We start from the raw sequence: 14,470 nt of genomic DNA, 5'->3' as shown, positions 1-14,470 counted from the left end.
GAGACACAGGTGTGAGGTGGGAGAGGTGCATACGAGATGAGTGACCCCGAGCGGGCGCAGGCGCGGGCCGAGTCCTCGGCACGGGCGCGGATCCGGGCGGGCGACCGGGAGGCCTTCGCCGAGGTCTACGACGCGTACGCGCGGACGGTCTACAACCACGCCTACCGGCTGACCGGCGACTGGTCGACGGCCGAGGAGGTGATGGCGGACACCTTCCTCGACGCGTGGCGCACCCGGGAGCGGCTGGAGCCGGACGGCGGCTCGGTGAAGCCGTGGCTGCTGGGCATGGCCACCAACAAGGCCCGCAACGCCAACCGCGGCCTCGGCCGCCGGCTGGCCTTCCTGGCCCGCCGGCCCGCACCGGCCCCGGTGGCCGACTTCGCCGACGAGACCGCCGGGCGCCTCGACGACACGCGCCGCCTCGCCGCCGTAAGCGAGGTGTACGGGCGGCTGCGGCGCGGGGAGCGGGAGGTGCTGGCGCTGTGCGTGTGGGCCGGCCTCGACTACGGGCAGGCGGCCGAGGCGCTGGGCGTCCCCGTGGGGACCGTGCGGTCGCGGCTCTCGCGGGCGCGGGCGCGTCTGGGCCGCCTGACGGACGAGCGGCTGCGCGAGGAGCGTCCCGCATGCGGGGAACCGGGGCGTCGCCGCGGAGAGGCAGAGAGCGAGGCCGTGTTCGCGGCCCGTCCGCTCAAGGAGATCCAGGAGGGATCCCGATGAACGAGGAGCTGGCCCGACTGCTGCCGCCCCCGCCCGAACGGGACGTGCCGCCTGGTCGCCTCACCCACCACAAGGACCGTCTGATGCGACTCATCGACGACGACAGGGCCACGGCGCCCGTCGTTCCCACCCCGCCGGCACCCCGTCCGCACCCCCGAATGGCCCGTCCGGCGCTGTGGCTGCCCGCCGCCGCGCTGGCCCTGGCCGGGGCGCTGACCGTCGGCCTGGTCACGACCACCGGCTCCGGCGACGGGGCGCGCCGGGACGACGGCACGAGCGCCGTCGTCCTGCTCGACCGGATCGCCGACGTCGCCGCGAGAACGGAGGTCGAGCCGGTCCGCGACGACCAGTTGGTCTACGTCAGGAGCCTGACGGCCGGGGCGGAGGCCGTGGAGGACGGCCCGTACGAGCCGGGAAAGCCGCACCGGCGGGAGGTGTGGGTGTCGCAGGAGCCGGGCCCGGTGAAGCAGTTGGCCCTGCACTACGAGGGCGGCGCGTACTCCCCGCTGAGGGAACTGCTGCCGCCGGGTTCGCCGGGCGTCCCCGCCGGGATCGACCGCCCCACGTACCGGTGGCTGGCCTCGCTGCCCACCGACCCCGACGACCTGCTCGCCGAGCTGTACCGGCTGACCAGGACGTGGAAGGGCGAGGAGAAGGCGCAGGCCGTCTTCGACAGGATCGGCGAACTGCTCGGCGAGACGGTCATGCCCGCCAGGACCGCCGCCGCGCTCTACGAGGCCGCCGCGAAGATCCCCGGGGTCACCCGTACCGACGACGCCGTCGACCCGGCCGGACGGCACGGCGTCGGCATCCGCCGCGTCGACGCACGCGCCGGGTGGGCCACCGAGTGGGTCTTCGACCGGGACACCCTCACGTACCTGGGCGAACGCAGCCGGCTGACGTCGGACGGCCCGATGGGCGCCAAGGGCATGATCCTGAGCGAGACCGCCGTCCTGGAGCGGGCCGTCGTCGACGCGTACCGCGAGCGGCCGAGTTCGTAGAGCCGAGTTCTCAGGGATGAGACCGTCCCTGCCCGGGGTGTCGTCCTCCGGCGGGGACAGGGTCCGTGGTCATCCCATCGGGCGGTAGTGGCCGAGCACCTGGGCCAGGTGGGCGAACCACTGGTGGAGGCGTTCACGGGGCTTGGCCTCGACCGAGCACTCGAAGAAGGTGCCGTCGGCGTGGATCACGGCGACCATGAGGGCCTTGCCGTTGCCGCTCGCCTTGTAGTGGACGCTGCGGATCTCCGGCCAGGGGAAGTCGACGCAGACGCCGTGGTCCTCGAAGGCGACACCGCTGACGTCGACGACGACGGAGTTGTGGCGGTCGACGGCCATGAACTCCGGCCCCTGGACCGCAGCCTCGCCCGCGGGCGGCTGGGGGTACGGGTGGGCGGGCGGCACCGGCTGCCCGTACGGCTGCGGGGGCTGGGCGTACGGCTGCTGCGGTTGCGCGTACGGCTGTGGCTGGCCGGCAGGGGCGGCCGGGGGTGCGTACGGCGGGGGCGGGGGGCCGAAGCCCGGGTGGCCTCCCGGCGGCGTCCACGGCGGTGACGGCGGTGGCCGGTGGCCCTGTTCGGACTGGTCCATGGCGGTTCGTTCCCCTGCCCCGTGGTGATGACTCGTACGGCACCGTATCCCTCCCTCACGCGTGAAACATTCTCCGGGTGCCACCGCATCAAGGGAGTGAGAGACGACGTAGAGAAGCAGCGGCCAGGGCCCGTACGGGCACGGTCAGGGGGAGCCGGAGATGAGACAGGTCCGCGCGGACGGGTACCAGGAGTTCGCGGCGGCGCGTGCGAGGCCTCTGTACCGGTCCGCGTGCCTGCTCACCGGCGGGGACACGCATCTCGCCGAGGATCTCGTACAGGAGACGCTCGGGCGGTTGTACGTGAAGTGGGGACGGGTGCGCCGGGCGGAGAACCCGGCCGGGTACGCGCAGACCGTGCTGACCCGCACGTTCCTCGCCCACCAACGGCGACGCAGCAGCCGGGAACGGGCCACCGACGTGCTCCCCGACGTGCCCGCCGCGCCGGGCTCCGACTCCTCCCTGCGCCTCACCCTCGTCGAGGCACTGGCCCAACTGCCGCCCAAGGACCGGGCGGTGGTGGTCCTGCGGTACTGGGAGGACCGGTCGATCGAGGAGACCGCCGCGGCGATGAACGCCAGTTCGGCGGCGGTGCGCACCCGGTGCGTCCGCGCCCTCGCCCGGCTGCGCGCCCTCCTCGGCGACACCATCGGAGAGTACGTCACCCCCTGAGTCCCGCCGGATGCCGACGGCACGCCCGCCCGCGATCACACCCACCCAGCGCGTCCACAGTCACACCCACTCCGAGAAACGGTGGTTCGTCATGCCCCTTGACCAGCACGGAGACCCCTTCGAGGAAAGGTTCGGCGACGCCCTGCGCCGGGCCGGCGAGGGCTTCGGGACCGAGGGGCACGCCTTGGTCGACGGCGGAGCCGCACGCGGACGCAGGCTGCTGTTCCGGCGCCGGGCGGCGATGCTGGGCGGGGCCGCCGGGGTCGCGCTGGCCGCCGTGGGCGGGGTCGCGCTGGCCGCCGTGGGCGGGGTGGTGCTGCTGCCCGGGGCCGGTGACGGAGGCGGCAAGCAGTCCGTGGCGGCGGCGCGGCCCGACGAGCCGAAGCCCAGGGACGACGACGGCGAGGTGTCCGGCGCCCAGCTCGTCAAGCGGCTCAAGGATCTGCTGCCGGCGGGGAAGTTCAGCGGGGAGGCGGCGCGTGGCACGGGCGCGCGGCCGGGGCCGTACGCGCAGGTCGTGTTCGACGACGGGAAGGGCGCGGCGGCGGTACAGCTCGGGCTCGGGCGGATCGATCCCGACAGCGAGCAGGCCCGGCAGCTGACCGACTGCCCGGACAAGGCGCTCGTCAAGTTCGACTCCTGTGTGGAGAGCACCCTGCCGGACGGCTCGCGCCTGATGCTCTTCGAGGGGTACGAGTACCCGGACCGCCGCGCGGACACCAAGCACTGGTACGCGCAGGTGGTCGACCCGGACGGGTTCGAGGTCAGCGTCATGGAGTGGAACGCGGCGGCGCAGAAGGACGCGCCGGTCACCCGGCCCGAGCCGCCCCTGTCCACCGCCCTTCTGCGGACGATCGTCACGGCCCCGGAGTGGCGCGAGGTCGTCGAGGCCATCCCCGAGGACGAGGCGGGCGACGGGGACCGGCCGCCGTCGTCGACGGAGAGGCCCGATGCCGGGTCCGTCGACGCTCCGACGGTGGACGGCGGCGCGATCCAGAAGAACCTCGGCGCACTCCTCCCCGAAGGCGTCCATGCCGTCGAGGAGGGCAACCAGGCGTCGGACTTCGCCTACGTCGTCCTCGACGACGGCGAGGGGCGGAGCCTGGTGCAGATCAATGTGCAGCCGGGGATGGCGGACGTCGCGGACTCGTTGTTCGGCACCGGTGCCGAGACCCTGCCGGACGGCACGAAGGTCGCCATCCGGCAGGAGCCGGGTGAGAAGGGCGGCGCGGGGGTCGTGAGGTGGACCGTGGACACGCTCCGCACCGACGGGTTGCGGGTCGTGATCAGCGCCTTCAACTCCGGCGCCCAGCACACGGCCGCGACCCGCAAGGCCCCCGCGCTCACCATGGCGCAGCTGCGGGAGATCGCGACCAGCGAGACGTGGAAGGCGCTGGGCTAGCCGGTCCCTCCGCTGCTGAACGGGCTCAGAAGAAGTCCGCCCACGGCTGGTCCCAGATCTGTTTCACGGCGAGGACCAGGAACAGCAGGCCCGCGACGGCCAGCATCGTGTTGCTGAGGATGCCGTTGCGCCATTCCCGCGGTGTGCGGGCGGAGTTGAGGAGCCAGAGGAGGGTGGCGGCGAGGAAGGGGAGGAAGGCCGCGCCGAGGACGCCGTAGAGGATGATCAGGCGGAACGGCTGGCCCTGGAAGAGCAGGACGATGGGCGGGAAGGTCAGCCAGAGCAGGTACGCGCGGAACGGCCAGGACTTCTCGCGCCGGCCGGAGGCGACCTCCTCGCCCGTCACGGCCCCCTTGCGGCGGAAGCGTTCCACGAAGTCCGCGAACATCAGGCTCACACCGTGCCAGACGCCGATGAGGGAGGTGTACGAGGTGGCGAAGAAGCCGATCAGGAAGAACTTGGCGGTGGCCGTGCCGTACTCGTCGGCCAGGATGTCGCCGAGCTGGATGAGGCCCTTGTCGCCGGAGGCGATGGCGATGTTCGCGGAGTGCAGCAGTTCGGCGCCGACGAAGAGCATCGAGATCACGAAGATGCCGGTCGTGATGTAGGCGACCCGGTTGTCCAGGCGCATGACCTTCATCCAGCCGGTGTCCGTCCAGCCCTTGGCGTTGACCCAGTAGCCGTACGCGGCGAGCGTGATCGTGCCGCCGACGCCGCCGATCAGGCCGAGGGTGTTGAGGATCGAGTCCTTCTCGTCGGGCAGGACGGGCAGGAGGCCGGCGAAGGCGTCCGCGAGGTTCGGGGTGACCCTGATCGCCAGGTAGACGGTGACGACGAACATGACGCCCACGAGGACCGTCATGACCTTCTCGAAGACCTCGTACTTGTTGAACCAGACGAAGACCAGTCCGCTCAGGCCGCACAGCACGGCCCACCACTTGAGGTCCATGACGTCCGGGAACAGCGCCTGCAGGGGCAGGGCGCTGGAGGACATCGCGGCAGCGCCGTACACGAAGCCCCAGATCACGACGTAGACGACGAAGAACCACGTCGTCCAGCGGCCGAGGCTCGCCCAGCCGTCGAAGAGGGTGCGGCCGGTGGACAGATGCCAGCGGCCGGCCGCCTCGGCGAGGGAGATCTTGACGAGGCAGCCGAGGACGGCCGCCCACAGCAGGGTGTAACCGAAGTTGCTGCCCGCGATCAGCGTCGCGACGAGGTCACCGGCGCCGACACCGGTCGCGGCGACGACGATGCCGGGTCCGATGTACTTCCAACTGGATGCGCGGGGTGGGGGGGTGGGGCCGGATGATGCGGGGGTGTCTGTGGGGTTTCCCGTGGTGTCCGCCATGCAGGTCAAGAAACCCCAAAGCCCCGCGCCGGACAAGAGGGCCTACCCGGGCCCCACCAGACCGGAAGCCACACAAGCGCACCCGATCGGCCCCGCGGGGACTCGCCCGGGCGCGCCCGTAGGGGCGCGGGGAACCGCCCGACCAGCCACGCCCGGGCGCGCCCGTAGGGGCGCGGGGAACCGCCCGACCAGCCACGCCCGGGCGCGCCCGTAGGGGCGCGGGGAACTGCGCGACCAGCCACGACGGCACCCGCGGCCGGACGACCCCCCAAGACCGAACCAGCCCGAGCCGCACCCCCCAACCCCCCGAACCCCCCAGACGCTACGCCGGAGGCCCCCCGCATCCGTCCGCCCCGCACGTGCCCAGCTCGAACCACACCGTCTTGCCCGGCCCGTCCTCCTGGCAGCCCCAGCGCCCGGCGAGCGCGTCCACCAGGAACATCCCCCTGCCGCTCTCCGATATCCCCGTGGCCCGGCGCACCCGCGGCGGGCGGCCGTCCGTGTCCGACACCTCGCAGCGCAGTACACCGTGCGCGGCCGTCAGAGTCAGCTTCAGCCGGCTCCCCGCGTGCACGAGCGCGTTGGTGACCAGCTCGCTCACCAACAGCTCCGCCGTGTCGGTCTGGTCGAGCAGTCCCCATGTCTCCAACTGCCGGCGCACCTGCGTGCGGGCCTGGGCGGCGGCGGTGGGACGGGGGTCGTACTCGACGCTCAAGTGGCCCGCGCCCATGGGTGGTTGGGGGTACGAGGCGAAATGGGGGCCGGAATCCGGAAAGAGACCCCCGGAGAGTTGCAGCATGCTTCCAGGGTTGCCGCCACGCGTACTCGGCGCACGGGGAGGATTACCCGTTTCCGGCCGCGCATATACCTGTTTCCCGCCCGGCTATGTCCACAATTAGTGCCCTATGACACCCATGTGCCCCTACGCGGTCGTGCGCGGCATACGCGCCCGTCGACCGTCTTCCCACTCTTGACCTGGTCATGCCAGAGCCGCACCATGAGCGCCACACCCGCACGAGGGCCTGCCGAACGCCCCCACGGTCATCGCCAGGCCCGAGGCACGTCGCAAGGATCCACCCCCCGCTCCACTCCCCACATCCGGAGACCCCGGAATTCCTGGAGACCAGAGGAGACTTCATGCGACTCCGCATACGCGGCAGGTCGGCCACGCCCGACGGCACGGGCAGGAGATCGGGCCGCCGCACCGCCGGCCTGGCCACCCTGCTGGCCCTCGCCCTCGCCGCCCCGGTCGCCGCGACGACCACGGACGCGACGGCGACCAGCGCCGAGCGGCCCCGGGCCTCGGCGGACGACATCCGCCAGTACGAGGTCCACATGCACTCGGACAGCGCGTCCCGCACGGCGCTGCAACGGTCCGGCGTGACCGTGGACGACGCCGACGACCACTCGGTCTTCGTCTCCGGACGCGCGGACCAGATCAAGAAGCTGCGGCAGCAGGGCTACGAGATCACGGCGCTCGGAGCGGTCCCGGACCGCTCCAACGGCGAGGACGACGTACGCCTCTTCGACTTCCCGTCCGCCGACTCCCGGTACCACAACTACGCGGAGATGACGAACGAGATCAACTCCGTGGTCGCGGCGAACAGTTCGATCGCCAGCCAGCGGGTCATCGGCACGACGTACCAGGGCCGGAACATCGTCGCCATCAAGATCAGCGACAACGTCGGCACGGACGAGGCCGAGCCCGAGGTGCTGTTCACCCACCACCAGCACGCCCGCGAACACCTCACCGTGGAGATGGCGCTCTACCTGCTCAACGAGCTGACCTCCGACTACGGGACCGACTCCCGGGTCACGAACATGGTGAACAACCGCGAGATCTGGATCATCCCCGACGTCAACCCCGACGGCGGCGAGTACGACGTCGCCACCGGCTCGTACCGCTCGTGGCGCAAGAACCGGCAGCCCAACAGCGGTTCGTCGGCCGTCGGTACCGACCTCAACCGCAACTGGAACTACCGCTGGGGCTGCTGCGGCGGCTCGTCCGGGTCGACGTCCTCGGACACCTACCGGGGTACGGCCGCCGAGTCGGCGCCCGAGGTGAAGGTCGTCGCGAACTTCGTGCGCAGCCGGGTCGTCGGCGGGGTCCAGCAGATCAGGACCGGGATCGACTTCCACACGTACAGCGAGCTGGTGCTGTGGCCGTTCGGGTACACGACCGCCGACACGGCGACCGGGATGACGGCCGACGACCGCAACGCGTTCGCGACGGTCGGCGGGAAGATGGCCGCGAGCAACGGGTACACGCCCGAACAGTCCAGTGACCTCTACATCACGGACGGGTCGATCGACGACTGGCTGTGGGGCAACCAGAAGATCTTCGGGTACACGTTCGAGATGTATCCGGGGTCTGCCTCGGGGGGCGGGTTCTATCCGCCCGACGAGGTGATCGCCCGGGAGACCTCGCGCAACCGGGACGCGGTGCTGCAGCTGCTGGAGAACTCGGACTGCATGTACCGGTCCATCGGCAAGGAAGCGCAGTACTGCTAGCCGAGGGTTTCGATCGGTGAGGGGGAACCGCGGGACCGTCGTGGCCGGTCCCGCGGTTCCCCGTGCCCGCTACGAGCCGGTGTCCTCGGACTCCTGCTCCTCCTCGGCGGAACTCTCGGCGGAACCCTCGTCGAAGTACGCGTCCAGGACCTCGTCGATCTGCTTCTCCCAGGCCGCGTGCTCCGACTTGGCCTTGGCCTCGATCTCCAGGAAGTACCAGCGGCGGTCCGGGGTGTGGACCGTGATCGTGAACCGCTTGCCGAAGCGGGGGGACTCCGTCTCGATCGCGCCGATCTCGTCCCAGCCGAACTCGCACTCCTGGTCGTCCAGGCGCAGCCGTACGCCACGGCTGTCGGCGATGATCTTCGCGCGGCGGTCGGAGGCCTCGAAGACGGGACCGTCGGCCGCGCCGGCTTCTGTGTCGGCGTCTGTGTCGGCTTCCGCTTCGGTCTCCGCGTCCGCCTCTGCTTCGGCCTCGTCCTCGACGTCCGTCTCGTCGTCGTCGGCCGGGGTCTTCTCGGCGGGCGACTTGTCGAGGGACGGCTTCGACGGCTCGGCGGCCGCCGGCTCGTTCCGTTCCGGGGCAGCCTCGTCCGGCTCGACGGGCTCCGTCGGCTTGATGTCCTCCGGCTCCTCCTGCTTCTCCTTCTTCACGGACACCGGTGCCGTGAGTCCGGGGATGTGCGACGGGTCGACCGCGGCGGCGGCCAGGGGCTGGTTGTTCGAACCGATGCGCTGCTCCACAGCGGGCAGTATGGTCGACGATCCTGTGCCGGGGACAGTCGGGCCGGGCATATGTCCGTATCTGGATTTCATGACCCTGCCCCCAGGCGCGAGGAGCGGGGTCAGGCGCCCAGGACGGCCAGCGCGTCGATCTCGATCAGCAGGCCCGCCGGGAGGCCGACGTAGACCGTCGTGCGGGCGGCCGGGACCCCGGTGAGGTGTTCTTCGAAGTACTCGTTGTAGAGGGCGTTCATCTCGGCGAAGTGGTCCACGTCGGTGAGGTAGACGCGGATCATCATCACGTCGTCCCAGGTGGCGCCGCCCTCTTCCAGGATCGCCTTGACATTGGCGAGGGTCTGGAGGGTCTGTTCGCGCAGGGTGGGGCCGGCGGGGGTGGGGGGTTCGCCCTCGACGGCCGGGAGGAAGCCGACCTGGCCGGCGACCTGGAGGATGTTGCCCCTGCGGACGCCGTGGGAGAACTTCGCGGGCGGGGCGGTGTGGGTCGTGGGGGTGAGGGCGACCTTCTCGGCCGGCCCGGACCGGTGGCTCATACGGTGTCCTTCGCTGGGGTTCTGCCGGAGTACTCGCCGCTGATCGCGTCCGCGGTGCGGCGGACCAGCGGGAGCAGGGTGAGGAGTTCGTCGGCGGTGACGACGACGTTGGGCGCGGAGACCGACATCGCGGCGACGACCCGGCCGTCGGTGCCGTGGACGGGCGCGGCGACGCAGTTGATGGACTCCTCGTGGCCGCCGAGGTCGGTGGCCCAGCCCTGTTCGCGGACCCGCGCCAGCTCCTTGAGGAAGGCGGGGGCGTTGGGGGTCGAACGGGGCGTGTACAGGGGGTAGTCGAGCCTCTCCGCGAGGACGCGGCGCTCCGCCTCGGGAAGGTCGGCGAGCAGCAGCTTGGCGACGGCCGCGACCGTGATGGCGACCGGCTTGCCGATGCGGGAGTACATGCGGACCGGGTAGCGGCTCTCCACCTTGTCGATGTAGAGGACCTCGTTGTCCTCGTGGACGGCGAGGTGGACGGTGTGGCCGCACGTCTCGTTGAGGCGTACGAGGTGGGGGTGGGCGATCTCGCGGAGGTCGAGGTTCTCGACGGCCTCCTGGGCGAGGGCGAAGAGGCGGGCGCCGAGGCGGTAGCGCTGGTCGGACTGGCGGTAGACGAGACCGTGTTCGTGGAGGGTCCGCAGCAGGCGCAGGGCCGTGGACTTGTGGACGCCCAGGCGGTCGGCGACCCGGCCGAGGTCGGCGGGGCCCTCGGCGAGCAGCGGCAGGATGCTCAGCGCGCGGTCGACGGTCTGGCTCATGGGGTGTGTACCTCCTCGGGGGCCCGATCGGCCTGTGTCCAGCCGGGGCCGAGTCGAAGTCTCCCCCACGCCTCGTCGTCCAGGGCCGCCAGGCGGTCGGCGTGGTCGCGCGGCGGTGGGGTGGCGAGGTCGCCGGGGACGGTGAGCGCGGCGGCGGCCGTCAGGTGGCCGTGGCGGAGGCGGGCGCGGGCGGGGAGGGCGCGCAGGGTGGCGGAGAGGAAGCCGGCGGCGAAGGCGTCACCGGCGCCCACGGGGGCGACCACGTCCACGTGCAGGGCGGGCTCGGAAGTGGTCGTGTCGGCGAAGGCGCGCCGGGGGATGTACGTCCCCGGTCCGACGGGCGTGCGGGCGAACAGGGTGGCTCCGTGGGCTCCCTGTTTCACCACCAGGGTCGCCGGTTGCGGCAGCAGCGTCCGGATCGCCGTCGGGCCGCCCGTGACGCCCCAGGCTTCCTCCGCCTCGTCCTCGCCCACGAGGACGAGGTCGGCGGCGCGGGCCAGTTCGAGCAGGACGCGGGGGCCGTCGGCGGTGCGCCACAGGCGCGGGCGGTGGTTGACGTCGAAGGAGATCAGGGGGCGGTCGGGGTGGGGGGCCGTCAGGTCGCGCAGCAGGCTCAGGCAGTCCTCGGACAGGGCGGCCGTGATGCCGGAGAGGTGCAGGACGCGTCCGGCGCGTGCCGCCGCGAGGTCCACGGTGGTGACCGACATCGCCGAGGCGGCCGAACCCGCCCGGTAGTAGGCGACCTCGTGCGCGTCCGTGGCCCGGTCCCCCGCCGTGCGGAAGTACACGCCGGTCGGACGGGCCGGGTCCCGGCCCACGGAGGTCACGTCCACGCCGTGTCCGCCGATCGTCTCGACCAGGTGGTCACCGAACCCGTCGGCGCCCACCCGGCTCACCCAGCGGACGGTGTGTCCGGCCGCCGCCAGCGCGCACGCGACGTTGGACTCCGCGCCGCCGACGGCCCGGTCGAAGGAGGGGACGTCGGCGAGCCGTCCGGGGCGGGTGGGAAGGAAGGTGACCATGGACTCGCCGAGCGCGACGACGTCGACGCCGGCGGGAGCGGCGCCGGGGGAACGGAGTCCGTCGGCGGTCACGATGGTGGAGGCTCCTCGTCGCGTCGGGGGGGGTGGGTTCGGCACCGTTGACCCAGGTCTGGCTGGGATGTTAGACAGCTTTAAGCGACATACGCAATGAACGTTGCATGTGATGCAACAAACCTCGTCTGGGAGGACCCCATGGGCGCCGAGAAGGTCGAAGCGCTGGCCCGGCTGGCCGCGGAACGCGTCGACCACCGCTTCAAGGGCCTCCCGCCGGACACCGACGGCAGCACCGTGGCCGAGCTGGCCGGCCGGCGGCTCAACCTGTTCACCGACGGCTTCACCACCCCCGTGCTCGCCCTGTCCGCCGAGCGCCTGGAGCACAACCTGGCGCTGATGGAGACCTATGCGGCCCGCCACGGCCTCGCCTTCGCCCCCCACGGCAAGACGTCCATGGCACCGCGGCTGTTCTGGCGGCAGATCGAGCGCGGCGCCTGGGGCATCACCCTGGCCGTGCCCCATCAGGTGCGCGTGGCACGGGAGTTCGGGATCGAGCGGGTCTTCCTGGCGAACGAGGTCGTCGATCCGGCCGCCCTGCGGTGGATCGCCGGCGAACTGGCCGCCGACCCCTCCTTCCGCTTCGTCTGTTACGTCGACTCCGTGCGCGGTGTCGAGCTGATGGACGCGGCGCTGCGGGCCGCCGGGGACCCCGCCCGCCCGGTCGACGTCGTCGTGGAGCTGGGCGCGGGCGAAGGCGCGCGCACCGGCGTCCGCACGGAGGCGGAGTGCGCGGCCGTGGCGGACGCGGTGGCCGCGACGGGGACACTGCGGCTCGTGGGGGTCGCCGGCTACGAGGGCGAGGTTCCGGGGGCCGACCCCGAGCGGGTGGGGGCCTGGCTGCGCCGGCTGACCGCGCTGGCCGTCGACTTCGACAAGGCGGGACGGTTCGCCGGGCTGGACGAGGTGATCGTCAGCGCGGGCGGCAGCGCGTGGTTCGACACGGTGGCCGAGGTGTTCGCCGAGCTTCCCGAACTGTCCCTGCCCGTACTGAAGTTGCTGCGGTCGGGCGCGTACGTCTCGCACGACGCCGGCCACTACCGCCGGCTCACCCCCTTCAACCGCGTCCCCGAGGAGGGCACCCTGGAGCCCGCCTTCCGGCTCTGGGCCCAGGTCGTCTCCCGCCCCTCCCCCGACCAGGCCTTCGCCAACGCGGGCAAGCGCGACGCCGCGCACGACCTGGACCTGCCGTCGGCCGAGGTGGTGCGGGACGCGAGCACGGGCGAGGTCCGCGAGGCGGCGGGAATCACGGTGACGGGGCTGTCCGACCAGCACGCGTGGCTGCGCACCGGGGCCGGGGCAGCGCTGGAGGTCGGTGACTGGGTGGGGCTGGGGCTGTCGCATCCGTGCACGTCGTTCGACAAGTGGAAGCTGATCCCGGTGGTGGAGGCGGACGGCACGGTCGTGGACTACGTCCGCACGTTCTTCTGAGCGGGCGGCGACCGCTGCCGATCCCGGCACCGCCCTGAAAGGTGACGCACATGGACCTGGTCCTCCGTGACGCCGACGTCGTCGACGGTTCCGGCGAGCCCTCCTACCGCGCCGACGTGGTCGTGGCGGACGGCAGGATCACGACGATCGTCAAGGAGGCGGCCGCGGCCGGGTGCCAGCGGCCGAGGGCCCAGCGCGAGATCGACGCCGAGGGCCTGGTCCTGGCCCCCGGCTTCATCGACATGCACGCGCACAGCGACCTCGCGCTCCTGCGGGACCCCGAGCACACCGCGAAGGCGGCGCAGGGGGTGACCCTGGAGGTCATCGGCCAGGACGGGCTGTCGTACGCGCCGGTCGACGACCGCACCCTCGAAGAGGTCCGCCGCGCGATCACCGGCTGGAACGGCTACGGCGAGGACATCGACTTCACCTGGCGCTCGGTCGGCGAGTACCTGGACCGCCTCGACCACGGCTTCGACGGCGAGGGCATCGCCGTGAACGCCGCGTACCTCGTCCCGCAGGGCACGGTACGGATGCTCGCCGTGGGCTGGGAGGACCGGGAGGCGACACCGCGGGAGCTGGACCGGATGCGGGAGGCGGTGGCGGCGGGCCTGCGGGAGGGCGCGGTCGGGATGTCGTCGGGGCTCACCTACACCCCCGGCATGTACGCCGGGGACGCCGAACTCACCGAACTGTGCCGGGTGGTGGCGTCCTACGGCGGCTACTACTGCCCGCACCACCGCTCCTACGGGGCGGGCGCGCTCCGGGCGTACGAGGAGATGGTCGCCCTGACCCGGGAGGCGGGCTGCGCCCTCCACCTGGCCCACGCCACCATGAACTTCGGCGTGAACGAGGGGCGGGCCCCTCAGCTGCTGACGCTCCTCGACGAGGCGCTCGCGGCGGGCGCGGACATCACGCTCGACACCTATCCCTACACCCCCGGCTGCACGACGCTCGTGGCGCTGCTGCCGAGCTGGGCGGGCGAGGGCGGCCCGGAGGCGGTGCTCGCGCGGCTGAGGGACGACACGACGGCCGAACGGGTCCGGCACCACATGGAGGCCGTCGGCGCCGACGGCTGCCACGGCGTGCCCGTCGCGTGGGACACCGTGGAGATCTCGGGCGTCACCGACCCGGCGCTGTCGTCGTACGTGGGCCGGACGATCGCGCGGGCGGCGAAAGAGCGCGGCGAGACCTCCTGGGCGACCGCCCGCCGGCTGCTCGTCGAGGACCGGCTCGGCTCCACGATCCTGCAGCACGTCGGGCACGAGGAGAACGTGCGGACCATCATGCGCCACCGGGCGCACACCGGCGGCTCCGACGGCATCCTGCGCGGCGACAAGCCGCACCCGCGCGCGTACGGCACGTTCCCGCACTATCTCGGCCGGTACGTGAGGGAGCTGGGCGTGCTCTCCCTGGAGGAGTGCGTCGCCCACCTCACCTCACGCCCCGCCGCGCGGCTGCGCCTCGTGGACCGGGGACTCGTCCGCGAGGGGTACCGCGCCGACCTGGTGCTCTTCGACCCGGCGACCGTGGCCACCGGGTCGACGTACGAGGCACCGCGCACCCTGCCGACCGGCATCCCGTACGTCCTGGTCGACGGCCGCCTCGTCATCGAGGACGGCCGGCGGACGGACGTACTGGCGGGCCGGGCGGTCCGGCGTGGCTCCTGACGGGTT

The 14,470-nt window shown here is 72.3% G+C and carries 14 protein-coding genes; 7 read left to right on the top strand and 7 right to left on the bottom strand.

Features of this window, described 5'->3' with window-relative positions; translation table 11 throughout:
• Positions 1-36: 36 nt before the first annotated feature.
• Together ACWCRJ_RS13655 and ACWCRJ_RS13650 are read left to right on the top strand one after the other, a co-directional pair.
• Complete coding sequence (locus tag ACWCRJ_RS13655; protein WP_450939462.1) at positions 37-717, top strand: RNA polymerase sigma factor; 681 nt, start codon at positions 37-39, stop codon at positions 715-717.
• Complete coding sequence (locus ACWCRJ_RS13650) at positions 714-1,718, top strand: CU044_5270 family protein (RefSeq protein WP_450939461.1); 1,005 nt, start codon at positions 714-716, stop codon at positions 1,716-1,718. The genes ACWCRJ_RS13655 and ACWCRJ_RS13650 overlap by 4 nt, the downstream gene beginning before the upstream one ends.
• A gap of 69 nt (positions 1,719-1,787) precedes the next feature.
• Here the strand turns inward: ACWCRJ_RS13650 and ACWCRJ_RS13645 are convergent, their stop codons facing one another.
• The gene (locus tag ACWCRJ_RS13645) at positions 1,788-2,306 is read right to left on the bottom strand and encodes a hypothetical protein (RefSeq protein ID WP_450939460.1); all 519 of its coding nucleotides are present in this window, start codon (positions 2,304-2,306) and stop codon (positions 1,788-1,790) included.
• 160 nt (positions 2,307-2,466) lie between these two features.
• Between ACWCRJ_RS13645 and ACWCRJ_RS13640 the strand changes: the two genes are divergently transcribed.
• Positions 2,467-2,976, top strand: coding sequence for a SigE family RNA polymerase sigma factor (locus ACWCRJ_RS13640; protein WP_450939459.1), 510 nt, complete (start codon positions 2,467-2,469; stop codon positions 2,974-2,976).
• A 91-nt stretch (positions 2,977-3,067) separates the two neighbouring features.
• The gene (locus ACWCRJ_RS13635) at positions 3,068-4,378 is read left to right on the top strand and encodes a hypothetical protein (protein ID WP_450939458.1); all 1,311 of its coding nucleotides are present in this window, start codon (positions 3,068-3,070) and stop codon (positions 4,376-4,378) included.
• A gap of 25 nt (positions 4,379-4,403) precedes the next feature.
• On the opposite strand, the gene ACWCRJ_RS13630 is transcribed toward ACWCRJ_RS13635, so the two are convergent.
• Together ACWCRJ_RS13630 and ACWCRJ_RS13625 are read right to left on the bottom strand one after the other, a co-directional pair.
• Positions 4,404-5,726 (bottom strand): Nramp family divalent metal transporter, encoded by a 1,323-nt coding sequence (locus ACWCRJ_RS13630; RefSeq protein WP_450939457.1) that lies wholly within the window; start codon positions 5,724-5,726, stop codon positions 4,404-4,406.
• A 322-nt stretch (positions 5,727-6,048) separates the two neighbouring features.
• A complete protein-coding gene (locus tag ACWCRJ_RS13625) occupies positions 6,049-6,456 on the bottom strand; it encodes an ATP-binding protein (RefSeq protein ID WP_450939598.1) in 408 nt (135 codons plus the stop codon).
• A gap of 407 nt (positions 6,457-6,863) precedes the next feature.
• Here ACWCRJ_RS13625 and ACWCRJ_RS13620 point away from each other — a divergent pair, with 407 nt between their 5' ends.
• Entirely contained in the window at positions 6,864-8,237 is a 1,374-nt protein-coding gene (locus ACWCRJ_RS13620; RefSeq protein ID WP_450939456.1) for a M14 family metallopeptidase, read from the top strand.
• A gap of 69 nt (positions 8,238-8,306) precedes the next feature.
• On the opposite strand, the gene ACWCRJ_RS13615 is transcribed toward ACWCRJ_RS13620, so the two are convergent.
• The 4 genes from ACWCRJ_RS13615 to ACWCRJ_RS13600 all read right to left on the bottom strand — a co-directional run bounded on the left by ACWCRJ_RS13615 (position 8,307) and on the right by ACWCRJ_RS13600 (position 11,363).
• Entirely contained in the window at positions 8,307-8,981 is a 675-nt protein-coding gene (locus tag ACWCRJ_RS13615; RefSeq protein ID WP_450939455.1) for a hypothetical protein, read from the bottom strand.
• A 101-nt stretch (positions 8,982-9,082) separates the two neighbouring features.
• On the bottom strand, positions 9,083-9,511 hold the full coding sequence (locus tag ACWCRJ_RS13610; protein ID WP_450939454.1) for a RidA family protein: 429 nt from the start codon (positions 9,509-9,511) through the stop codon (positions 9,083-9,085).
• Positions 9,508-10,269, bottom strand: coding sequence for an IclR family transcriptional regulator (locus tag ACWCRJ_RS13605; RefSeq protein WP_450939453.1), 762 nt, complete (start codon positions 10,267-10,269; stop codon positions 9,508-9,510). Before ACWCRJ_RS13605 ends, ACWCRJ_RS13610 begins: the two co-directional genes overlap by 4 nt.
• Entirely contained in the window at positions 10,266-11,363 is a 1,098-nt protein-coding gene (locus ACWCRJ_RS13600) for a sugar kinase (RefSeq protein WP_450939452.1), read from the bottom strand. The genes ACWCRJ_RS13605 and ACWCRJ_RS13600 overlap by 4 nt, the downstream gene beginning before the upstream one ends.
• Positions 11,364-11,504: 141 nt before the next feature.
• On the opposite strand from ACWCRJ_RS13600, the gene ACWCRJ_RS13595 reads away from it, so the two are divergent.
• Both ACWCRJ_RS13595 and ACWCRJ_RS13590 read left to right on the top strand, forming a co-directional pair.
• Positions 11,505-12,794 (top strand): amino acid deaminase, encoded by a 1,290-nt coding sequence (locus ACWCRJ_RS13595; RefSeq protein ID WP_450939451.1) that lies wholly within the window; start codon positions 11,505-11,507, stop codon positions 12,792-12,794.
• A 50-nt stretch (positions 12,795-12,844) separates the two neighbouring features.
• Entirely contained in the window at positions 12,845-14,464 is a 1,620-nt protein-coding gene (locus ACWCRJ_RS13590; RefSeq protein ID WP_450939450.1) for an N-acyl-D-amino-acid deacylase family protein, read from the top strand.
• Positions 14,465-14,470: the final 6 nt, after the last annotated feature.

Source organism: Streptomyces sp. NPDC002324, assembly GCF_053593335.1.
Note: the sequence above shows the minus strand (reverse complement) of the source record. Positions and strands in the feature narration are given on the sequence as shown.